Origin of the sequence: Azohydromonas aeria (assembly GCF_009760915.1) — a bacterium.
Taxonomy (GTDB): Bacteria; Pseudomonadota; Gammaproteobacteria; order Burkholderiales; family Burkholderiaceae_C; genus Azohydromonas; species Azohydromonas aeria.
This window is the reverse complement of the sequence record NZ_VIDQ01000050.1, coordinates 19,848-41,754: the sequence shown is the minus strand read 5'-3', so window position 1 is coordinate 41,754 and position 21,907 is coordinate 19,848. Positions and strand designations below refer to the sequence as shown.

Here is a 21,907-nt window from a genome sequence, read left to right as displayed (position 1 = left end):
TTACTCCTCTTGCTTGCGCAACTCGGCTGCGGACCACTCGAACAACGCATGGAGTTCGTCGAGCCCCAGCGTCGGTGACGGCATGTGCCGCTGGATGCCCGCCGCGGCCTCGGCATACACCGTGGTGCCGAAGCGCTTGCGCGGTCCCTGCAGGAACAAGGTGACCGCCGGCAGATGCGTGACCGTGATCCGGTGCAGCAGCGCCGCGTTCATGGCATGCACGGCCCCGCGCTCCAGCAACAGCGTTTGCAGCCGCCAAAGTGGCACCGTGTCCATGAACCGCATCTCGTAGCTGCTCTGCTCGCCCCGGCTGCCGCAGGCGAAGCGGGCGTAGGACTGCGCCGCGCCGGCCGCCGCACGAGGTTCATCGCCAGCGTAGAGGGACTCTTCCATCCGCCCGGTCAGCACCAACGAGCAAAAGTCGGAGGCGTGGTCGTGAATGTTGGAGGGGCGCTGCATGTGCGCCGCCATGTCGCCCCAGTCCGGGCCGCCCCACACATGCAGCCGGACCTCGGCCACTGCCGGCTCCATCGCGCCGAGCACGATCTTGAAGAAGCCGTTGTCATGCAAGTACGAGCGCTGCGCTGCGCGACGCATCGCTGCGGCATTGCAGCGCGTGGCCGACAACATCTGCAACGCAAAGCGCACGGTGGCGCGCAGTTGCGCCGATGTCGCCTTGGTGTGCACGTACCCGCCGTGCCGGGCATTCGCCGCACGCAGGCTGTCGAGCAACAGGGGGTCGACATTCATGAGGATCCTCCCCGGCCTTGCGCCGGCTGCACGGCCTTGAGCGAAAACGAAAGCGGCATCGGCGTGGGCCCGGACGCCGGGTGCCACAGGCCGCGCTGCCGCCGGGGCAGCACGCCCTTGCGGCTGTAACTCGTGGCCGCATGCTCGTGCACGAACTCCAGGCGCAGGCCGGCGTGCAGCAGTGCATTGACGATGGAAGCCAGCGTCCAGTCCGTGTGTGCCAGCGTCGTTGTCGCGCCGTCGTTCAGCGTCGCCGCATGCGTGTGCGAAGACTGCTTGATCACCGCGCGCTCAGCGAAGTAGTCGCCCTGCAGCGTGGCGACGCCCTCGTTCAGCGCCTGCAGCCGGAACACGAGCGGGTGGATCTCGAACAGGTAGAAGAAGCCGCCAGGCCGCAGCAGCCGGGCCACCGTCCGGGCCCATGGCACGAGGTCGGGCAGCCACCGCAGAACGCCGTGCGAGCTGTAGACAAAGTCGAACAGCTGCCCGGCCAGGCAGTCGTCACTGAGCACGCTGCAGACGTCGTAGCGCACTGACAATGCGGCTCGTGCAGCCAGGCTGCGAGCAATAGCAATGGTTTCCGGCGAGAAATCGACCCCGACCATGCCAGCGCCCAGCCGCGCCAGCGACAACGTGTCGATGCCGTTGCCGCACTGCAGGTGCGCACCGCACAAGCCGTGCAGCGCAGGAAGTTCCTGCATCTCGATGGCCGTCAGCGAATTGCGACCGTCCGCTACGCTCGCCACGTCGTAGAAACCGGAGGCCATGTTCGCGTGGGCGAGCTCATCCCAATGCCGGCGATTGATGGCCTCGACCTCGCAATCCCGTTTCTGCAGCGGGATCGCGTCGAACGTCGTGCGCGCCCGCGCCAGCAGGCGAGGCATCGCTTCTTCGGGTGCGTCGACAATCGAATGCATCATCGCCACTTCGTGGTGGCCGACGTTGCCGTGCGCGTGGCGGAACGGATAGTCAGGCTCGAAGGGATCACCGCTGGCCAGGCTGCCCTCCAGCGCCACCAGCGCCTGGTGAAACTTCAGCGCATGCCAACTCGCCGCCAGCCGGTCTTCGCGCTTCAGGTACTTCTCGACCTTGGCGGCCCAGATCAGCATCTGCTCGTCGATGAACCTGCGCGGGAACGCCACGTTGCAGAACGAAGTCTCTCGGCAACTGGCCCTTCTGCGCTCCCAGGCTGCCGCTTCCGGTGTGGCCCGCGCGTATACAACACGACCCTTGCCTTGAGCCGGTGCGGGCACCCACAACGCCTGAGTGACGAGGTATAGCTCAGCCTCGATGCGCCCCGCGCGCACGAAGCGGTGACCGAGGCCGAACTCGTCGCGCAGGAAGGGGCCGTGGCGAACCGTACCTTCGCCCAGCGCGTGCAGCATCCAAGCGCACAAGCCGTTGACCGTGCGGTCCAGACCGTCGTCCTCGCAGAACAGAAACACATCGAGATCGGAAAACTCATCCGCCTCGCCTTGGCCAGCGGACCCGCCCAGCACGACCATGTGCACCTGCGGTACGTGGTCCTCGATATGCGCCAACAGTTCCCTCAGCAGCGGATTAGGCATCAGCTTCTCCCGGTGCCTCCGATCGGTAGACGGCAGAGGCTATAGTTTTATCGCGGCCAGCCCATCCTGACAGGTCGCCTGGCGGTTGAACACCGCCCGGCGCCACGCGTCATCAAACCCCCGAGGTGCCCAGCCGGCACCGATCTGGCGCGCGAAGACTGCTGGCTGCACTTCAGGCGGCCTTACGCACGTTTTCCATGCACGGACTGCCTCGTTGTCGTCCACGCCGTGGATACCCGGTGCGCATAAAAGCGGTCCTTGGGCACGCTCAGCAGCGCCAGTGCTTCGTCGATGAACGCGTGGGCCTGCTGGTACTGCGTCGGCAGGCCCGAGTGCAGCCAAGTCGTCAGTGAAGTACACCAAGTCTATAGGCTCTGGCGCCGCAGCTACGCTGAAACAGCATGACGCTGGCACCGATTGAGGAGAGCGAAAACATGGCTTGCTTCTAGGGCGCGCCGACACCCACTGCCCTGGGTCGATCCCATTCACCGGAACTGAACCTGGACCGCCGCAAGGCGCGGGGCATGGGCCACCATGCCGTGCAATGCGCTGGAGCGGCCGGACGGCACAGGCAATGCGGCAAGATTCCGAGCCCGGTACCAACCGGATGATTGCCGGGTTCCCTTTCGTGGCCGACATCTTCATCAGCTACCGCCGGCAGGATTGCCCTGCCGCGATGGGACGGCTCGCCGACCGGCTGCTCGCCGAGTTCGGCGCCGACCGCGTGTTCCTCGACGTGGGCGACATCGTGCCGGGCGCGGACTTCGTCCAGACGCTGGAGCGCGCACTGGCCAGCGCGACGGTGGTGCTGGCCCTGGTCGGTCCCCGCTGGCTGCAGGCGAGCGGCAGCGACGGGCGGCGCCGGCTCGACGATCCGCAGGACTTCGTGCGGCGCGAGATCGAGCTGGCGCTGGCCCACGGCAAGCCTGTGATCCCGGTGCTGCTGGAGGGCGCCCGCATGCCGCAGCCGCAGGAGCTGCCCGCTGCGCTGCGCGCCTTCGCAAGCTGCCAGGCCGTCGTGCTGGCGACCGACCGCTGGGACACGGGGTGGACGGACTCCTTGTGCAAAAAGGTGCGCTTGTGGTTACGTCCAGTTGCCTTCAAGCTATTTAGGGTTATTACTTATTTCTCGACTCAGACCGAGTCGGCTCAGAAACACCAGCCACGGTTTCAGCCAGCTGTTGACCGATGGCGGCCCCCACTTCCACCCAGTAGAGTCGGCACCCCACTTCCTGCGCCGAGGCAGCGATGTCCGCATTTGCCGATCGCTTCGTTGGATGCGACTGCCTGCCGGGGCGGCTGAGCGATTTCGACCGCGAGCATTTCTTCTCGCTCACCAAGGCCGACGTCGAGGCTGTGAAGGAGCAGTTCCGGGAAGGGCACCAGCTGGCCGCGGCGTTGATGGTGCTGTTCATGCGTGTGGCCGGTCGTCCGTTGGATGGCTTCACTGTCCTGCCGCGCAACCTGCTGCGCTACGCGGCCGGCGCCCTCGGCGTGGCGGCCCCGTCCATCGCCAGCCTGCGATCCACCTATCGGCGCAAGCAGACCCTTTTCGCTCACCAGCGTTGGGCCAAGGAATACCTCGGCCTCACCGCGCTCGAACCCGCGCAGGAGCAAGACCTCGTGTCGGCGCTGGAGGTACAGGCGCAGGATGCCGCGCACACCGACGATCTGGTGCAGGCGGCCAGGCACTGGCTGTTCACCCGCCGCATCCTGATTCCGTCGAGCCGCCGGCTGCTGGACTGGGCGCGCGATGCCTTCGCAAAAATCGAGACGCAGATCGTGATCTGCGTGGCCGATGCCGTGGGCCGCGCGAAGGCTGCGAAGCTGCTGCTGGCTGTCCACGCTCCGCGGCCCGGCACGGATGTCAGCCGCATTGAGTGGCTCAAGACGCCGCCCAGGCGCCACAGTCCCACCACGCTGGCCGAGACGATGGAGAAGGTGCGCTATCTCAAGGGCCTTGGCGTGCACGAATGGGATCTCTCCGGCGTCGTGCTGGCACGGCAGCAAGCCTACGCGCGACAGATCCAGGCCCGGCGGCCCTACCGGTCCCGCGACATCAAGCTCGCCGCGCAGCTCGTCGAGGTGGTGTGCTTCCTGCGCGTGACGCTGCTGGAGCTCACCGACACGGCGCTGCATCTGGCCAGCCGGCGCGCACAGCAACTCGTGCGCTCGGCGGCCGAGCGTGCCCGCACCCGGCACGCCCAGGAAAGCGCGAGCCAACTGCGGCAGGCCGCCCTGGCCAAGGCGGTGCTGCACGACGGCGCCAAGTCCTGGGAGGAACGCGTGCTGCAGGCGCAGGAGCTGCTGGCTGCGGTCGGCGATGCCGTGCCGGTCAGCTTCGCATCGCGGGTACGCAAGGCACTGGCCGAGGACTCGACCCGTGTCCATGCCTGTCTCGACGTGCTCTCAAGCCTGGAGTTCCAGGGAGGGTTCAAGGACGCCGGGTTCACACAATGGCAGGCGTGGACGGCTCTGCGTGCCCGTCCCGGCCACAAGGAAGTCGGGCGCGACGAACTGCCGGACGTTGGAGCGGCATGGAGAGGCCTCGTGCACCACCCGGACCGCAAGGCCGGCTGGCGGGCCTTCGAAGCCAGCACGATATTGGCACTGCGGCGCAGCCTGCGGCGCGGCTCGGTATGGATCGACCATTCCATGAGCTTCCAGAGCCGCGAGCAGTTGCTCATCCCGCCACAGCAGTGGGCACTGCAGCAGCGCGAGCATGTGGAGCTGCTGGGCGTGCCGGAATCGTTCGACGCGCTGCTGATGCCGCTGGTGGCGGCCATCCACGCGGGCATGCAGGCCGTCGTGGAAGCCCTGCGCGTGGGCAAGGTGGAGATCGGCACGGATCGCATGCTGCATCTGCCGGCCCTCCTGGCACTGCCCGACGACGGCGAGCCGGTGCGCACCCGTGAGGCCATCTACCAGCGCATCGGGGACGTCCAGTTGCCTGAGCTGATGCTTGAGGTGGACGCCGCCACCAACTTCAGCGACGCGCTGCTCGGACACCGGGCAACCTCCTCGCAGGAGCTCCTTGCGGTGTACGGTGCGCTGCTGGCGCACGGCACGGACCTCGATGCCCGGGGCGTGGCGCACATGATTCCCGAGCTGGACGCCGCACAGGTCCTGGTGGCCATGCGCGCCATCGAAGGCAGCGGCCGGCTGCGCCGCGCCAACGAGCGCGTGGCCGAGTTCCAGAGCCGAATCCCGCTGGCGGCACTCTGGGGCGAAGGCGACAAGGCGTCGAGCGACATGCTTGCGCTCGATGCGTCACGGCACCTTTGGAACGCACGCGTCGATCCGCGCCGGCGCACCTATGCCGCGGGCATCTACACCCACCTGCGTGACCGCTGGGGGATCGTCTACGACCAGCCCATCGTGCTGGGCGAGCGCCAGGCGGGCGCGGCCATCGAGGGCGTCGAGCAGCACAACCGCGTCGAGGACCGCATCCGGCTGTCATTGGTTGCTTGCGATACCCACGGCTGGACGGACGCCGCGATGGGCATCGCGAAGATCCTGGGGTTCGACCTGTGTCCGCGCCTGCGTGACCTGGCGGAGCGAAAGCTTTTTCTGCCCAGGCCGTACCTCATTCCCGAAGAGCTTGATGCCGTGACGGAGCGGCGCGTTTCCCTCAAGGCCATCGAGCGCGGCTGGCCGGAGCTGCTGCGCCTGGCCGCATCGATTCGCAGTGGCCGCGTGTCGGCGGCGCAGGTGATGGGGTGGACAGACTTTCGGTGCAAAAAGGTGCGCTTAGGGTCTAGAACCCGTTACGGGACAAGGACTTACGTAAATTTGAATTACGGCGATAGCAGTTTGGCCATGTAAATCGGTGCGTTTTGAGGTGGGAATATCACCGTTTGCCGTGACCAGAAAACGCCGCGCCGATCTGCCTGGCACGGCGCTCGTCGTCGGTGTGCAGGTACAGCGACGTGGTGGACACTGACGCGTGGCGCAAGTTGTCGCGCACCGTGGTCAGGTCGGCGCCGGACTCAAGAGCAAACGAGGCGTGGCTGTGGCGAAGCCAGTGCGGAGAGGCCCGGCCCAGCTTCTCGGCCAGCGCCGTGTTGACATCGGCGAGCACCGCGGCCGCCGTCGCGAAGAAGCGCTTCATCGCCGCCCACAGCCGCCTGGCGGTGATGCCGGCTTCGCCGTCGAGGCTGCCCAGCAGCGGCGTGCGCGGGTCCCACTTCGCCGGGCTCACTGGCAGTCGGCGCTGCACTAGGTAAGTCTCCAGCGCGCCGCGCGCGATGAGGGGCAGCACCACCTTGCCGGCCTTGCTGCCCTTGCCGACCACATGCAGCCAGGCATCGCCGCCGGCGTCGATCTCGATATTGCCCAGCGTAGCGCCCACCAGCTCGCTGGCGCGCAGCCCGGTGCCGAAGCCAAAGTCCAGCACGAAGCGCATGCGCTGCGCCGCGCGCGGCTCCCACCCGTACGACCATTCGAGCCTGTTGGCGGCGGTGTAAATCCGCTGTTTTCTGGCGGTGACGACGCGTTTTTCTGCGGCCGCGGACCCAGGCTACCGGCGCACGACGCTCCGCGCCGACACCAGGTCGGCGAGCTGTAGCCGCCACCATCCGGCGGCGCGGATCAGGGAATGCCGTCGCGGCCCCGTGTGCGGACAAGGAAGCTGCGGCGCATGTAGGGCGTGAGCGGCTGCCGGCAGCAGCTGCAACGCCACCGGAGGGGCGCTGCAACGGCCGGCATCGCCGTGGCGGAGGCTGGCCCGTCAACCTGGGTTGCCAAACCACCCTGGTGCGTCACGGTGCCGGCGTCTTCGCCCAGGACGGCTTCGGTGATGAGCGGCGCCGTAGCCTGCTGGCGCGCGCGCCAGCGCCGCGAGCGCTCGGCATGAAGCTGCCGTCCGCGTGGGCTGCCCTGGTACCGCTGGGCCGCCTCGCGGCGGCGCTCGCGTCGAGCCTGGCCGGAGCACTCACGGCCACAGTAGTGCTGGCCGCGGTCGCAGTGCCGGCACACCAGAACCTGTGCTTGGCAGCGGGCGCAGAGGAAGAACCGGGCGGAGTCGGACGTGGGCGGCATGGCAGCGTTCGTAGCGGGCCGCAGGTCTCGCGCGCTGTCAACGCCCACGGGCTGCACGCCCCCAGCTTGAACGCTTGGTTCCGCCACCCTTGCCGCCCTGCAGGGCGGCAAGGGTGGCGGGCTCCTTCAAAGCTCGTCGCCGAAAAGCGCGCCCTCACCGCCAGAAAACCGCGTTTCTAGACCGCCGCCAACAGAGCCCATCGGCGACGGTGCGCACCAGTCCCCACTCGGCGCTGGAGAGCCCTCGCGTCGTGTCCATCCCGGCTGCTCGCGTGCCGCGCACCCGGATGCCGGCGAAGGGGTTGGCCAGCACGTAGCGCTTGTCGATAAGCCAACGGAACATCGCGCTGAGCACCGACAGCGCGTAGGCCGTGGAGCGCGGCGAAAGCCCGCCAGTGAAGGGCCGCCACAGCGGCGAGGAGCGTGCCGTGGCGGGGCCGATCCAGCGCGAGCGCGGCGCCGGGTGGCGTAGGAACGCGCGGTAGGCCACGGCATCCTCGGTGGTGAGCGAGGACAGCGCCACGCCGCGCTCGACGATGGCCCAGAGCAGCAACCGCTCGGCCTCCTTGCGATACGCACGCTGCGTGGCCGGCGCCTCGTGCAGCGACAACCACGACTGCACGGCCTCGTAGTCGTTGTTGGCCCGCAGCGAGCACGACGCGCGCGGCGCGCGGAAGGCGCCCTGGGTGCCATCCACATCGGCCGGCACGGCGATGTGCTCCCAGGGCCGCACGTCGCCCTGCGGCGGCACGGCCACCAGGGCGCGGGCGCGCTCGGTGAGCTCGGGATGCGCGGCGAAGAAGGATTCGACCTGCGTTGCCATGGCCGGACCCAGCCCGGCAATGCCGCTCCACCAGCGCCGGCGGCGTGGCACCCGTAGCGTGAGCTCGGCCAGCGTCCTGATGCCCGCCTTGCGCAGCACCGCGGCCACGCGCGGGGGCAGCCAGCGGCCCACGTCGTCGCCGATGAGCGGCTGCGGCATCGGGGTGTTGCGCAGCGCCTCGACGGCCTGCGCGACGGTGCGCGCGGCCGCGGCGCCCTTGCGCGCCGTGCCCGTGAAGACCCGCGCCAGATCGTCGCGCTGGCGGCTGGCCGCGAAGGCGGCGAGTTGCCGGCGAATGTGGCCGATCACGGAGCGCGAGGAGCCGCCGGCAGGCCGCCGCTCGGGGATGAAGCGCGCCACGGCGTCGCGCGAGGACAGGCCCTCGTGCCAAGCTCGCAGGGCGGACAGTGCCGCGGCGTCGGGCAGCTCCAGCGGCGGTTGCTCTTGGACAGGCTTGACGGTGGACCGTCGTGTTTTCACGCGACCCAGTTTAGGCCCGCGACGGCGCTGATCCGATAAGGTAAATTATTTGATTAGTCCAGTGAAACGGTGCGGCTGCGATGTCAATCACAGGCGTCGAAGACGCTCTGCGCGCCGGGCAGCACCTCGTCCCGCAGCGTGCGCACCTCGGTGACGGCGGCCTGCGGCCGCTCGTGGGCACGCGCCACGTCCGCGCGCAGGCGCAGCGTGGCGGCATCAAGCCCGAAGCGGGCCTGCTCTTGGCGGCGCAGCGCCTCCAGCTCCGCGCCGTGCCAGGCGTCGGACCCCGGCAGCGGCACGGCCAGCGTCACCAGCGCCTGCGTGCGCCTGGGCCAGCTCCGCGGCCACCCCCGACTGCGCCACGCGGGCTGCAGCGGCAGGAGTGCCATGAGAAAGACCAGGAGCTAGCGGCGCATGCCGGGAAGTGGAGCGACTACAGGGTTGACGCCCCGGGCTGCTGCGTTCGAGCGCCCAGCAGCCGCAGGCCGTTGAAGACCACGGCAAGGCTGGCGCCCATGTCGGCCAGAATCGCCAGCCACAGGCTGGCATACCCGGTAAAGGCCAGCACCAGGAAAATGGCCTTGATGCCGATGGCAAACGTGATGTTGGCCTTGAGCACGCCACCCACGCGGCGCGACAGCCGGATGAACTCCGGCAGCTTGCGCAGGTCGTCCTGCATCAGTGCCACGTCGGCCGTCTCGATGGCGGTATCAGTGCCTGCGGCACCCATGGCAAAGCCGATGTTCGACTTGGCCAGTGCCGGCGCGTCGTTCACGCCATCGCCGACCATGCCCACCGGCGCCCGGGAAGCCAGCTGCTCGATGGCCGCGAGCTTGTCGTGCGGCAGCAACTCGCCGCGAACGTCCGTGATGCCGACCCGCGCGGCGACGGCCTCGGCCGTCTTGCGGTTGTCGCCCGTGAGCATGACCGGCTCGACGCCGAGCTGCTTGAGCTCCGCCACAGCCTGCTTGCTGCTCTCGCGCACGGTGTCCGCCACCGCGAGAACGGCCAGCGCTTGGCTTGCCGTGGCCAGCACGACCGCGGTCTTGGCCTGGGCCTCCAGGCGCTCAAGCGCTTCGCGCACCCGATCATCGGCCACGCCCAGCTCGTCGGCGAGCCGCTGGTTGCCGATGTAGTAGGTCACGCCGTCGATGTCACCCTTCACGCCACGGCCGGCCAGCGCTTCGAAGCGTTGCACCACGGCGTGCGGCCGGGCCCCGTAGGCGCTCACGATGGCCGTGGCGACCGGATGCTCGGACAACGCGTCCAGGCTCGCCGCCACGCGCAGGGCCTCGTCCTGCGACAGGGCGCCCAGCGCCACGGTATCGGTCAGGCTCGGGCGGCCGTGCGTGAGCGTGCCGGTCTTGTCCAGCGCGACCGCGCGCAGTAGCCGGCCCTGCTCCAGGTACAGGCCGCCCTTGACCAGGATCCCGCGGCGCGCGGCCGCGGCCAGCCCGCTGACCACGGTGACCGGGGTGGAGATCACGAGAGCGCAGGGGCAGGCGATCACCAGCATCACCAGCGCCTTGTAACCCCAGTCGAACCAGGCCCCCTCGAAGAACAGCGGCGGAATCACCGCCACGGCGACCGCCAGGGCAAAGACGGCCGGGGTGTAGATGCTGGCGAAGTGATCGACGAAGCGCTGCGTAGGTGCGCGCTGGCCCTGCGCCTCCTGCACCGAACGCGCGATGCGGTCCAGCGTGGTGTCGCCCTTGCGCGAGCGCACCTCGAACTCCAGCACGCCGCGCTCGTTGATCGTCCCGGCGAAAACCGTATCTCCCGGGCTTTTCTCCACCGGCATGCTCTCGCCGGTGATCGGTGCCTGGTTGACCGAGGAACCGCCGGAGACCACCACACCGTCCAGCGCAATGCGCTCGCCCGGGCGTACCCGCACCAGTGCGCCCAAGGGGACGCTTTCTGCGCGTACTTCTTCCCAGCGCCCGTCGGGCTGCCTGACGAGGGCCGTCTCGGGGGCCAGGTGCATCAGCGCGCGGATCGCGTCGCGCGCGCGGTCCAGGCTCAGCGCCTCGATCATCTCGGCGATGCCGAACAGCCAGATGACGACCGCTGCCTCAGGCCACTGCCCGATCAGGGCCGCGCCGATGACGGCAATCGTCATCAGCAGGTTCATGTTCAGCGACAGCGTGCGAAGCGCGATCCAGCCCTTCTTGAGGGTTTGTGTGCCGCCCAGCGCAATGGCGGCCAGCGACGCCCCGACCACCGGCCAGGACGACTCGCCCAGTCCGGCGTAGGCCATCGCTTCCGCACCGATGGCCAGGATGCCGGCAGCGCCCATGCGCAGCCACTCGGCCCTGGAGATTCCCGCGCCGAACTCGCGCGTGACCGCAGGGGCCGGCTGGCTGCGGTCGCGCAGCACGGGCGCCATGCCCAACCGCTCGATGGCGGCCGTGATCGGCGCTTCATCAGGCAGATCGTGGCTGACCGTGAGCGTGCGGCTCATCAGATCGAACTGCAGCGTACCGACCCCAGGCATGCCCTGCAGCGCCTTGCGCAGCATGGCTTCCTCGGTGGGACAGTCCATTTGCTCGATCAGGTAGGTCGCCTGGCCCTTCGGACTCGCGCCGGCCTCGCGCTCGACCGTGGCGTCCATGCCGATGTCGCGCAGAGCCGAGAGCACCGGCTTGGAATCGGGCAGCCGGTGTTGCACCGCCAAGCGGCGGTTCATCAGGTCGAAGTCCAGCCGGTCGATGCCTTCGACCTTGCCCAGGCGCTTGCGGATCAACGCCTCCTCGGTGGGGCAGTCCATGTTGGTGACGAGCAGCTGCAGCGTGTTGCCGCTGGCGGCCGGCGCAGGCATGAGGGCCGGCTTGCCGCAGGGACCACAGCCGGCAGCCGGCTCCTCGTGGACATCGGCTTGCGGCCCTGCGGCTCCGTCACCCAGACGGGCCTGCATGCCCATCTCCTGCAGCGCCGCCAGGATCGGCTGCGCCGACGGCAGGGTGTGCTCCACCGTCAAGCGACGGGTGGCGAGGTCGAATTCCAATGCCTTGATGCCCTGGATCTGGTCCAGGCGGCTGCGGATCGCGGCCTCCTCGGATCGGCAGTCCATGTTCGCGATGGTGAGGACGTCCCTTGGGGCCGCCGGTGCCGGGCTGCCACAGGCCGACGTGCAGCAGGCACCGCATGAGCCGACGCTGGCGACTTCAGGCAGTACCAGCGAGGCCTGCATGCCGATCTCGTGCAGCGCCTCGATGAGCAGCTGCGGCGATGCCAGCGAGTGGGTCACGCTGAGCTGGCGCCCAGGCAGGTCAAAGGACAGGTCACGGATCTGCGCCAGGCTTGCCAACCGATCCCGGATGGCCCGCTCCTCCGAGCGGCAATCCATGTTCGGGATACGAAAGACGGCCAGCGAAGCGCCATCCCTGCCTGGCGCATGCAGGTCGATGGCAGTTGCGCCGGCGCCCGCGGGGCTTTCTTGATGGGTTTTCATGGGCACTCTTGTCCGGGTTTCACGGTATTGAAAACCATGAAGCGGCTACAGAGTCAAACGGCATGCAGCCGTGCCCTTTGGCAAGGCAGGGGCAACCCAAGAAGCGATGGACCTACCGGGGACTGGAGATGTCAAGCAATTGAGCAGGATCAACCCGCACGGGCCGCGCAGGAAAAGAATCGGGTCAGCCATCTACGTTGTCGCAGCGGTACTGGCCTCGTTCATGGCTGCCATCGCTTTGAACCCGGAGCCGAGCATGTCGAAAAGCTTTGTTGCGCTGGCTGTTGCCGCAGCGCTGGTCCTGCCCGCATGCGCCCAGCAACAGGCCAGTACCCCAGGCACTACAGGCAGCGCTGCGCAGGCCCAGCCTGCCGCCCCCAACCCGGCCGAATTCGACAGGCAGTTCGCACAGGCACAGGAGCAAATGCGCAAGATGCAGGCGCAGATGGATCGCATGCGCGCCACGCAGGATCCCCAGGAACGTCAAAGGCTGCTGCAGGAACACTGGAGCAGCATGCAGGCCGCGATGTCCGCGATGCACTCGATGTGGGGCCCCGGCGGAGCCATGGCCTGCTGCACGGGCGGCGCAGGCCAGATGATGGGCAACCAAGGGATGATGGGTGGCCCGATGATGGGCTGGAACCACATGCAGGGCTACTACTCCAGCCTGACGCCGGAGCAGATGAAGCAGCGCCAGTACATGATGGACCGGTACATGCCGATGCAGCAGATGATGATGGACCACATGATGTGGCATCAGCAGTGGATGAACCAGGCGCCACCGCCTGCGAAGTAAACGCACCGGGGCCGCCGCTGGCCCCAGCCTGCGGCGAGGCCGTGAACTGCGCCACGGCCAGGCAACCGCCCTACGCGTCAGACGCCACTGGGTGCGCGTACCCGGCGGCCTCCCGTGGTGTTGAGCCAGAAGCCGGCCAGCGCGATGGCCAGCACGATGGCCTGGGCGGCCATCGTCTGCGCGGTCGGGAACATGCCCAGCACCTCCACACGCGGCAACGCGATGGGGCTGACGGAGACCCATCCCGCCTCCTGCAGGGCCGCCACGCCCTTGCCCGCCAGCACCACGGCCAGCGCCGCCACCAGGATCGAGCTGATCGAGAAGAACTTGCCGATCGGCATGCGGGAGCTGGTGCGCAGCAACACCCAGGCGATGACACCAAGGATGGCGACGCCCGTGACCAAGCCCGCAAGCAACGCGCCGCCGTTGCCCTCGGCTGCCAGCGCCGAGTAGAACAGCACCGTCTCGAAGACTTCACGGTACACCGCGACGAAGGCCAGTGCGAACAGCGCCCAGGCCGAACGGCGCGACATCGCGGACGACAGCTTGTCCTTGAGGTAGGCCTGCCAGCGCCCGGCACTGCTCTTCTGGTGCATCCACAGCCCGACCCCCAGCAGCACGAGGGCGGCGAACAGCGACGACAAGCCTTCCGTCACCTCGCGGCTCGCGCCGCTGATGCCCACCACGTAGGTGGCCACGGCCCAGGTCGCGCCGCCGGCTGCCAGCGCGGCGATCCAGCCCGCATGCACATGCCGCACGACATCGGGGCGCTGCGCCTTGCGCAGGAAGGCCAGCATGCCCACGATGACCAGCAGCGCTTCGACGCCCTCGCGCAGCAGGATCGTCAGCGCGCCCAGGAAGGTCGTCGAGGCGTCTGCCGCGCCTGCACCGAGCTCGGCCTCCACCTGCGCGAACACCGCGTCGAGCTGCTGGGCCACCGCAGCCGCCTTGCCGACGTCACCCGCGGCCAGCGCCGCGCGGTAGGCCAGCATCCGTGCCTCGACCTGGGCCATCAGCGGCTTGTTGCGAGCGGACAGCGTGGGCTCGATCGGCTCGAATCCGTCCAGGTACGCCGACAGTCCCAGCTGCGTCGCCGCCGACATGTCGCCCGCACGTGCTGCTTCCACGCTGCGCTGCAGCTGCGAGCGCGCCAGCGCCAGGCCTGCCGGCTTGCCCGCGGACACCGCCTCGGGATGCGCGCGCAGGTAGGCCGTCACGTCCCGGGCGTCATCGGCGCCCAGGGCCGTGGCCGCAGTGCCCTCGGTCAGCGTGGTGACTGCGGCGAGGTCGCCGAATTGCGTCCGGGCCGCCTGCGAGCTTTTCCAAAGCGCTGCGCCGCGCTCGCGCATGGCCGTGTCGTGCGAGAGGGTGCCGGTGTAGAAGGCCAGCGCCCAGCGATCCGCCTCGGGCAGGCTGGCGAAGTCCGGCATGGCGGTACCGGCCACGCCCTGCGTGACGATCTGGTAGAGCGCCAGCACGCTTCGGGAGCCAGCGCGCTCGCGATCGGTGAAGGCCACGGGCTTGGGGTCCAGCCGGGCGGCCAACGGACCGTCCCCGCCTCCACTCGTCCCGTGGCAGCCGGCACACTGCGCCTGGTACAGCGCGGCACCCCGCTGCAGGTCTGGCAGCGCCTTTGGTGCCACGGGTACCGGATACGCCGCCAGCAGCAGCTCACCGGCCTGCCGCGCCAGCTTGGCCACTTCCGTGCTGTCGGCGTGTCGCTCGACGGCATCGCGCAATCCCGCCACCGCCTCCACCAGCCGCTGCCGCGCGCTGCTGTCCGGCAGGTTCTGCGCCTGGCGCAGCGCATTGGCCGCGAACTCGCGCATTTCGGTGTACTCCGTCTCGCTGACCACCTTGCCGCCGGCAACGGCGCCTCCATAGTCCACGCCCACGTAGTCCAGCAGTTGCCACACCTGCCGCACCGCGGCTTCGGACGTTGTCTGCTGGGCCAGCGCAGGAAGGGCCATGAGGCACAACGCCAGCAGGGCACCAAGAATTCGCGTCATCATCGGTTTCATCGGAAATGATTCTCGTTCTCCGTCATTGAAAACCCTGTAGCAGGTATAGAGTCAAGCGGTCGTGGTTTTTTCTTGCTTGGGCCAGATCATGGAGATCGGTGAGCTGGCCAGCCAGACAGGAACGGCCGTGGAGAGCATTCGCTTCTACGAACACGAGGGCCTGCTGCCGCCGCCCGTACGGCAAGCAACTACCGCATCTACGGCCTCGAACACGTGCAGCGGCTGGCCTTCGTGCGGCACTGCCGCAAGCTGGACATGACGCTCGGCGAGCTCCGGGAGCTGCTGTGCTACATGGACGCGCCACAGGACAACTGTGCCGAGGTCAACGCGCTGCTGGACAAGCACATTGAGCCAGCGAGCTGTAGACCGTTGCCCAGGTAAGTGAGCTCGGCACAACGGGAGCACCGGCCGCGCGATCCGTGCCGGGATCGTCATGGAAGTCAGCTGAAATGGTAAGCCCCGTGTTGGTTGTCGTGGGCTTGATGTAGCGGCACTTGAGCTCGGAACTGCGCAGCGCGCCAGCCTCACCGCACCAGCATTGTTTCCACCGGCTGCAGGTCGCCGGGCTCCAGCAGTCCGGCGGCCTGGCGCAGCCGCAGGGCGTTGAGCAGGAGTTCGTAGCGCGCGCGAGCGAGGTCGCGTTGCGTGGTGTAGAGCTGGGTTTGGGCGTTGAGCACGTCCAGGTTGACGCGCACACCCACGCGGTAACCCATCTGTGTCGCTTCCAGTGCCAGGCGGCTGGAGGATTCGGCCGCTTCCAGCGCCTGGATCTGCGCACGGCCCGCCTGCACGGTGGCCCACAGCTGGCGCGTGGTCAGCGCGGCACTTCGTTGCGCTAATCAAGATCGTTGCGGGCCTTGTCCTGCAGGTGCAGCGTTTCCTGAATACGGTTCTGGATCGCTTCGCCAGCGTACAGCGGCAAGTTGAGTTGCAGGCCCAGGGTGGCGCTGCGGGAATTCACTTGCGTCTGAACGCGCGAAACCGATCCCACCAGATCGACCGTAGGGAGGTGGCCGGCGCGGGCCTTCTCAGTCTCCAACTGTGCGACTTCCAGCGCCTGTTGCGCGCGCTGCACCTGCGGGTTCAGCATGCTGCTCGCGTCGATCCAGGGCTCGATCCACTCGGGCGCGAGCACGTCGGGCAACTGCACAGGCTGGCGCAGCGGCTGCGGCTGCACTCTGCTGCGGCCCACAAGCTGGTCCAGCGCGTCGCGCTTGGTGCGCAGGTCGTTCTCGGCAGCGATCTCCTGTGCCCTAGCGAGGTCGTAGCGCGCCTGCGCCTCGCGCGTGTCGGTGATGGTGGCGGTGCCGAGTGTGAAGCCGCGCTTGGCCGCGGCCAACTGCTCGGCGATGGCGGTCTGGTTCGCGCGCGTGGTGGTCAGCGTGTCCTGAGCCGACAGCACGTCGAAATAGGCCTGCGCCACGCGTACGATCAGGTCCTGCTCGGCTACTTGCAGCTCGGCCAGCGAAGCCTCCAGGCTGCGCCGCGACTGGGCGATGGTAACGGCGTTGGCCCGATTGAACAGCGGCTGGCGTGCGCTGAGGGACAGCTGCTTGGTATTGATTCCAATTTCAATTTGGAAGTGAATCAACGATCCACGGCCACGCAGTGATGGACTGAACGCGTTGAGCATCGCGTTCAAGACCGGCCAGTGCGTCAGCCAAGTGCTCCTCGACCTCTTCCAGGGTGTCGAAGAAGCGGTTGTGGAAGTGCTTCTCGCGCAGCTCATCCCATAGATGCTCCACGGGGTTGAGCTCAGGCGAGTACGGCGGCAACTGCAAGGGACGCACATTGGGAGGCCACTGCAGCGCGGCCTGGTGGTGCCAGCCCGCGCCATCGAGTACCAGCACCACGCGCTCGCTGCGATGGCGCCGGGAGAGCTCATCGACGAAGAGCTGCATGCACTCGGCATTGACGTGAGGCAGCACCAGCGTGTCGAGTCGTCCGTCATCGACCGACACCGCGGCGTAGGCATAGGTGTACTGGCGGCTCACGATAGCCCGGCACACGGGGCGCAAGGGCCGTGGGCACCAACAGCGGCGCATGTCCACGATGCGCCCGAAGCGGGCTTCGTCCTGGAACATCACGCGCAACGGGGCATGTGCCGGCACCCCGCGCCAAGGCCGCGCCTGCAGCTCAGCCAACTTCCTGGGCAACCTTTTTTTTCCAGCGCTTTTGTGCTGGCGCGCTGCTTTGCGGATGCACCCGGTCGGGTGCAAGCTTTCGCCAGCCGTGGCGCTTGAGCAGGTAGTAGATCGTAGAGGGCGCCGTGCGCCGGCCCACGCGCTGCTCGAACGCAGCGCGGATCTCGGCTGCCACCACGATCTGCCCCTGGCTGGCGCGGTCGATGAACGGCGCCAGGAACGCCGCTTCCTCGGCCCGGCTCATGTAGGCACGTGGCCCCTGCGGCGGCGCAGGCTTGCGTGGCACCAGATGGCCCGCGCTGATGAAGCGCCGGCGCAGCTGACACGCCCAGCCCACCGACACCCCAAGCACCGCAGCCGTTTGCTCAATGGACACACCCAGCAGCAGAGGCAGCACCACGGCCTGCGCTTGGCGCAACTCCTCTACCGTCTTGGCTTCGCGCAGCGCCTGTTGCGCCTGCTCCAGCACTTCACTACCGCTGGCTGTTCGAGGCATGGCTCAGTCTCCGTGATGGCAGGCCCGGCCATTCTTTCACCAGCGAAGACGTATTGGAATGACGCCCCGCGACAGGCCATCGGTAGTGGTGTCGGTGCGCGTATCGCTGCCAGACAGGGCTGCATTGGGCCGCATCAGTGCATCGCTTTGCGCGGCGCGGTAAGGTGCGGACTCAGCCAGTGCGCGCGCGCTCAGGTACGCAGCGTCGAAGCCGCGAGCGGCTTGGTACAGCTCGGTCAGGCTCTGCGCCTGTGCCGTGCCGGCCAGCGCCAACACCAGCACGCCGCAGAGCCGGCGAAGGCTGAAGGGAGATGGCATAGTCAACAAACTTCCCGATCATGGATCGTTAGTGGGCGGCCCTGGTCCAGTAATGCGGCTGCGACGCAGCCACTTTCAGCGACCGGGCACCGATGGCGCCGATCGCGTCACAGTCCAGTCTCGCTGGGTTCCCGCTACGCAAGGTAGACTGCCACGTGGCCACTGCGCAGGCCCTGGTGTCGGGGCCGACGCCTTTGATTGATCCTCCGTGTCGCCATGCCTGCTCTTGCCTTGGTAGCCGAGGGACTTGGCCTTCTCGTTGCCGTTGCGAAGATCCACGAATGTCTGATCCACACGACCGGCCTTTTGTATATCTGCTGGTTTCCGGTGCAATCGCTCTGATCGTGGCCATCGCTTACGGCGCCTACTTGCAAATCCGCGACAAAACGCGCAAGCGTTTGCGCCGGGAACAGCGCCGGGCCCCAAAGAAAAAAGGCAAACGCCCTTCGCGATGATCGCGTACGTGGTCATCGAACCCGGTACCAGGCAGAGTTGCAGTCGTTGATGTTGACCTGGTACACAGCGGCCATGTCGATGGCCAAGCCTGGCGGCACGAGCGCGACATAGCGATGGTTGAAATGGTGTCCCCCATCGCTGTACGAGATCACCGCAAAGCGTCCTTGCACATCGGGGGCGAGTTCAGCGCGGCAGTCCTTGACAATGCGCGGAATTGGCTCTGCACCGACTTCGGCTATTACCACCCGGGCATGGCGCCATCCACGGTCAAAGGCGTCCCTCAGGGCTGGCGGGTCCGTGCAGCCATGCAGCAGTGCCACTGCCATGCATGCTCCAAGCATGGCAAGCCAGCGCGAGGGGCTCGAATCAGCGGACGTACCCATGTAGTCCTCCCATGGCGGCGCACAAGGTCACGCAACACATCGTGGGCGCCCGGGAGACAGCGACCAGGCCCGGGAGGCTTTCCGTCGTCTGGTGTTCTCTGAGGTCCAATGCCTCGGAGCTGCACCTCGCCACGCATCCACTGGATGCTTGCCCGTGCCCGCTATCGGACCCGGTACCACCGGGAACCGCAGTCCTTCACGTTGACCTGGTAGATGCGTTCGACCTTGACCGCCTGATCTTGAGGCACGGCAGCGACATAGTGGGCAAGCCCCTGGGCGCCCTCTCGATACGACAACAGCGCAAATCTCCTCGGCTCGGTCGCGGAAGGCTGCATACGGCAGTCGTTCGAGAGACCTGCAATGGGCTTATCACCGATGCCGACATCAACGACGCGGGCCTCGCGCCAGCCTTGTTCATAGGCGCCTTTCGCTGCGGTAACGGCCGAGCAGCCTTGAAGCAGCGCAGCGGCGACGATCGCAAGCACTGCTGCAGGTCGGTGCGAAGCGCCGAACACGGTTATGGACACGGTCACTTCCTCCATTGATGGAGCTGTGCAATCAACTGCTCGTCGGACGTGCAACGGCTTGAGACACCGTTACTTCGGACCTGGTCGTGGGCTGCTTGAAGCCCAGCAGGCGCAGCGCGTTGATCACCACCACGAGCGTCGATCCCTCATGGAACAGCACCGCGGTGCCGATGTTGAGGCCCAGGATCGTCGCGGGGATCAACACCGCCACGACCCCCAGGCTCAGCCACAGGTTCTGCCTGATGATGCGGCTGGTCTGGCGCGACAACCCGACGGCGAAGGGAAGCTGGGACAGATCGTCCGCCATCAGGGCGACGTCGGCCGTCTCCAGCGCCACATCCGAGCCGGCTGCGCCCATGGCGATGCCGACGGTTGCATTGGCCATGGCAGGTGCGTCGTTCACGCCATCGCCCACCATCGCCACCTTCCCGGCGCTGGCGCGCAGCGCCTGGATGGCCTGGACCTTGTCCTCGGGCATGAGGTCCCCACGCGCCTCCGTGAGCCCGACCTCCCGGGCCACGGCCTCGGCAACGCGCTGGTTGTCCCCCGAGATCATGATGAGCCGATTGATGCCCAGCCGCTGCAGCGCGGCCGTGACCTCACGCGCGGCCGGGCGCGGCGTGTCCATGACGCCCAGCACCCCGAGATACCGCTCGCCATGGCGCACCAGCATGGTGGTGCGCCCCTGCGTCATCAGCCGCTCGTTGTGCTTGCGCATCTCGGCCGGCACGGCCGCACCACCGATGTCCTCGAACAACGCGGCCTTGCCGATGTGAACCGGGTGCCCACCGACGATGCCGGTGACGCCGCGGCCGGTGATGCTCTGCAAGCCCTGCACGGCGGGCACCGCATGCCCGGCGCCCAGCGCCTCGCGTGCACCGGCGACCACCGCGGCAGCCAGGGGATGGTCGCTGTGCTCCTCGATGGCCAGGGCGAGCGCCAGCAACTCCTGCTTCTGCACGCCCTCGGCCGGGACCGCGTCGGTCAGGCGCGGCTTGCCTTCGGTGAGCGTCCCGGTCTTGTCAAAGGCCATGGCGGTCAGCGTGCCCAGATTCTCCAGCGGCCCGCCGCCCTTGACCAGCACGCCACCGCGCCCGGCGCGCGCCACCCCGCTGAGCACTGCGCTGGGCACCGAGATGGCTAGCGCACATGGGCTTGCCGCCACCAGGACTGCCATCGCACGGTAGAAACTGGCCGAGAACGGTTCGTCCACCACCACCCAGGCGAACAGCAGTACCGCCACGGTGGCCAGCACCACCGGCACGAAGATCCGCTCGAAGCGCTCGGTGAAGTTCTGCGTGGGCGAGCGCTGGGATTCGGCTTCCGTCACGAGCCGGACCACCCGGGCCATGGTGGACTCGCTGGCCTTCCTGGCCACGACGACCTCGATGGCCCCGGCGCCGTTGATCGTGCCCGCGAACACCCGGTGCTGCGCGGGCAGCTTGTCGAAGCCGCTCAGCGCCGCCTGCGCATCCGGCACGGGCCGCTTGTCAACGGGCATGCTCTCGCCAGTGACGGGCGCCTGGTCCACGCTGGTCTGTCCCGCTACCACGAAGCCGTCTGCGGGCAGCCGCTCGTTGGGCCGCACGACGACCACGTCACCCACCTTGAGGTCCGCGACATCGACTTCCACGGTGGCGCCGTCACGCTTGACCAGCGCCCGCTCGGGGGCAAGCTTGGCCAGGGCCTCGATGGCACGGCGTGCCCGCCCCATCGCGTAGTGTTCGAGCGAGTGCCCCAGGCTGAAGAGGAACAGCAGCAGTGCGCCTTCGGCCCACTTGCCCAGCGCCGCGGCACCGGCCGCGGCCACCAGCATCAGCGTGTCGATCTCGAAGCGCCTGGCCCGAATGTTCTCGATGGCCTCGCGCGAGGTGAACCAGCCCCCCAGGACGTAGGCCACGACGTAGCAGGCGAGGCTGGCTGTGGTGCCAGCCAACTGCCAATGCTCGATGGCCCACCCAGCGCACACGGCCACGCCGGCGAGCAGGGCGAAAATCAGCTCGGACTTCTCGCCGAAGAGGCCGCCGTGTGCATGCGCGTGTCCGGCATGCCCATGCGCCTTGTCGCCGTGCTCATGGGCATGCCCGGCGCCATGGCCATGGTCGTGGTCGTGGTCGTGGTCGTGGTCGTGGTCCTCATGGTGAGCATGAGATTCCTCGCGAGCGTGAGGCGTTTCAGCCCCGATGCCCAGTGCCTGCAACTGCTGCCTCAGCGCCGGCTCGTCCAGGCGCTGCCTGTAGAACTCGACACGCACCGTGCCGCCGGGCGTTACCTCGGCTTCGAGCACCCCTTGCAGCGCCTGCACTTTTGCGGCGAGGGTGCGGGCCGCGCGCGCATGCATCGGGATCGCCTGCAGCACGAGGTGTCCGATGCGGTCGGTCAACTGCGCACCCGTGGCCCGTGCCAGTTCACGCACGCGGGGCAGTGCGATGACCTTGGGGTCGTAGTGAATGCACAGCTGCGGCGTGTCGTTCGCCTCGGAAATGTGCGCTTCGCTGATGCCCTCCTTGCCCTTGAGCGTGTCGATCAGTTGCGTGACGCAGCGATCCCTTGCCTGCGGCACCTCGGGTAGCAGCAAGGGCAGGTCCAGCTTGAGCTTGAGCGTTTCAGACATCCTGGGTTCCTGGTTTCATGACGAGGGCATGGGCGGGCCC

At 67.9% G+C, this 21,907-nt stretch carries 17 protein-coding genes and 3 pseudogenes; 5 read left to right on the top strand and 15 right to left on the bottom strand.

All coding sequences use genetic code 11. The annotated features are described in order from the left end of the window. Both FJ694_RS24145 and FJ694_RS24140 read right to left on the bottom strand, forming a co-directional pair. On the bottom strand, positions 1-750 hold the full coding sequence (locus FJ694_RS24145) for a hypothetical protein (RefSeq protein ID WP_157269873.1): 750 nt from the start codon (positions 748-750) through the stop codon (positions 1-3). Then, entirely contained in the window at positions 747-2,318 is a 1,572-nt protein-coding gene (locus FJ694_RS24140; protein WP_157269872.1) for a methyltransferase domain-containing protein, read from the bottom strand. Before FJ694_RS24140 ends, FJ694_RS24145 begins: the two co-directional genes overlap by 4 nt. Before the next feature lie 628 nt (positions 2,319-2,946). On the opposite strand from FJ694_RS24140, the gene FJ694_RS24135 reads away from it, so the two are divergent. Both FJ694_RS24135 and FJ694_RS24130 read left to right on the top strand, forming a co-directional pair. Further along, positions 2,947-3,621, top strand: a complete 675-nt coding sequence (locus tag FJ694_RS24135; protein ID WP_157269871.1) for a toll/interleukin-1 receptor domain-containing protein — start codon at positions 2,947-2,949, stop codon at positions 3,619-3,621. Further along, on the top strand, positions 3,567-6,143 hold the full coding sequence (locus tag FJ694_RS24130) for a Tn3 family transposase (RefSeq protein WP_157269870.1): 2,577 nt from the start codon (positions 3,567-3,569) through the stop codon (positions 6,141-6,143). Before FJ694_RS24135 ends, FJ694_RS24130 begins: the two co-directional genes overlap by 55 nt. Before the next feature lie 25 nt (positions 6,144-6,168). Here FJ694_RS24130 and FJ694_RS24125 read toward each other — a convergent pair. The 4 genes and pseudogenes from FJ694_RS24125 to FJ694_RS24110 form a co-directional block, all read right to left on the bottom strand. Further along, positions 6,169-6,774: pseudogene (locus FJ694_RS24125) on the bottom strand (tyrosine-type recombinase/integrase); the annotation flags it as partial. Between the two features lie 771 nt (positions 6,775-7,545). Beyond that, positions 7,546-8,661, bottom strand: a pseudogene (locus tag FJ694_RS24120) (phage integrase family protein); the annotation flags it as partial. An 83-nt stretch (positions 8,662-8,744) separates the two neighbouring features. After that, positions 8,745-9,050 carry a hypothetical protein gene (locus tag FJ694_RS24115; protein ID WP_157269867.1) on the bottom strand — a complete coding sequence of 102 codons (306 nt, stop codon included), beginning with the start codon at positions 9,048-9,050 and terminating at the stop codon, positions 8,745-8,747. A gap of 44 nt (positions 9,051-9,094) precedes the next feature. Continuing rightward, positions 9,095-12,112: a heavy metal translocating P-type ATPase gene (locus FJ694_RS24110; protein ID WP_157269866.1), complete on the bottom strand. Its 3,018-nt coding sequence runs from the start codon at positions 12,110-12,112 to the stop codon at positions 9,095-9,097. Between the two features lie 256 nt (positions 12,113-12,368). Here FJ694_RS24110 and FJ694_RS24105 point away from each other — a divergent pair, with 256 nt between their 5' ends. Then, positions 12,369-12,908 carry a hypothetical protein gene (locus tag FJ694_RS24105; RefSeq protein WP_157269890.1) on the top strand — a complete coding sequence of 180 codons (540 nt, stop codon included), beginning with the start codon at positions 12,369-12,371 and terminating at the stop codon, positions 12,906-12,908. Between the two features lie 77 nt (positions 12,909-12,985). Here the strand turns inward: FJ694_RS24105 and FJ694_RS24100 are convergent, their stop codons facing one another. Next, positions 12,986-14,917, bottom strand: coding sequence for an FTR1 family protein (locus FJ694_RS24100; RefSeq protein WP_157269865.1), 1,932 nt, complete (start codon positions 14,915-14,917; stop codon positions 12,986-12,988). Between the two features lie 100 nt (positions 14,918-15,017). Here FJ694_RS24100 and FJ694_RS24095 point away from each other — a divergent pair. Beyond that, positions 15,018-15,277 (top strand): annotated as a pseudogene (locus FJ694_RS24095) (MerR family transcriptional regulator); the annotation flags it as partial. A 176-nt stretch (positions 15,278-15,453) separates the two neighbouring features. Here FJ694_RS24095 and FJ694_RS37830 read toward each other — a convergent pair. The 5 genes from FJ694_RS37830 to FJ694_RS24080 form a co-directional block, all read right to left on the bottom strand. Continuing rightward, on the bottom strand, positions 15,454-15,720 hold the full coding sequence (locus FJ694_RS37830) for a TolC family protein (protein ID WP_310735064.1): 267 nt from the start codon (positions 15,718-15,720) through the stop codon (positions 15,454-15,456). Between the two features lie 44 nt (positions 15,721-15,764). Next, positions 15,765-16,562, bottom strand: coding sequence for a TolC family protein (locus tag FJ694_RS24090; RefSeq protein ID WP_310735065.1), 798 nt, complete (start codon positions 16,560-16,562; stop codon positions 15,765-15,767). Continuing rightward, positions 16,501-17,148, bottom strand: coding sequence for an IS630 family transposase (locus tag FJ694_RS37305; RefSeq protein WP_232540209.1), 648 nt, complete (start codon positions 17,146-17,148; stop codon positions 16,501-16,503). Before FJ694_RS37305 ends, FJ694_RS24090 begins: the two co-directional genes overlap by 62 nt. Further along, positions 17,066-17,542, bottom strand: a complete 477-nt coding sequence (locus FJ694_RS37300) for a helix-turn-helix domain-containing protein (RefSeq protein WP_232540208.1) — start codon at positions 17,540-17,542, stop codon at positions 17,066-17,068. The genes FJ694_RS37305 and FJ694_RS37300 overlap by 83 nt, the downstream gene beginning before the upstream one ends. Before the next feature lie 63 nt (positions 17,543-17,605). Further along, positions 17,606-17,887, bottom strand: a complete 282-nt coding sequence (locus FJ694_RS24080) for a hypothetical protein (protein ID WP_157269864.1) — start codon at positions 17,885-17,887, stop codon at positions 17,606-17,608. Between the two features lie 281 nt (positions 17,888-18,168). Between FJ694_RS24080 and FJ694_RS24075 the strand changes: the two genes are divergently transcribed. Beyond that, on the top strand, positions 18,169-18,342 hold the full coding sequence (locus FJ694_RS24075; RefSeq protein WP_157269863.1) for a hypothetical protein: 174 nt from the start codon (positions 18,169-18,171) through the stop codon (positions 18,340-18,342). A gap of 12 nt (positions 18,343-18,354) precedes the next feature. Here FJ694_RS24075 and FJ694_RS24070 read toward each other — a convergent pair whose 3' ends face one another. The 3 genes from FJ694_RS24070 to FJ694_RS24060 all read right to left on the bottom strand — a co-directional run bounded on the left by FJ694_RS24070 (position 18,355) and on the right by FJ694_RS24060 (position 21,867). After that, complete coding sequence (locus FJ694_RS24070) at positions 18,355-18,669, bottom strand: hypothetical protein (protein WP_157269862.1); 315 nt, start codon at positions 18,667-18,669, stop codon at positions 18,355-18,357. Positions 18,670-18,887: 218 nt separating this feature from the next. Beyond that, positions 18,888-19,253: a hypothetical protein gene (locus tag FJ694_RS24065; RefSeq protein ID WP_157269861.1), complete on the bottom strand. Its 366-nt coding sequence runs from the start codon at positions 19,251-19,253 to the stop codon at positions 18,888-18,890. 31 nt (positions 19,254-19,284) lie between these two features. Continuing rightward, entirely contained in the window at positions 19,285-21,867 is a 2,583-nt protein-coding gene (locus FJ694_RS24060; protein ID WP_157269860.1) for a heavy metal translocating P-type ATPase, read from the bottom strand. Positions 21,868-21,907: the final 40 nt, after the last annotated feature.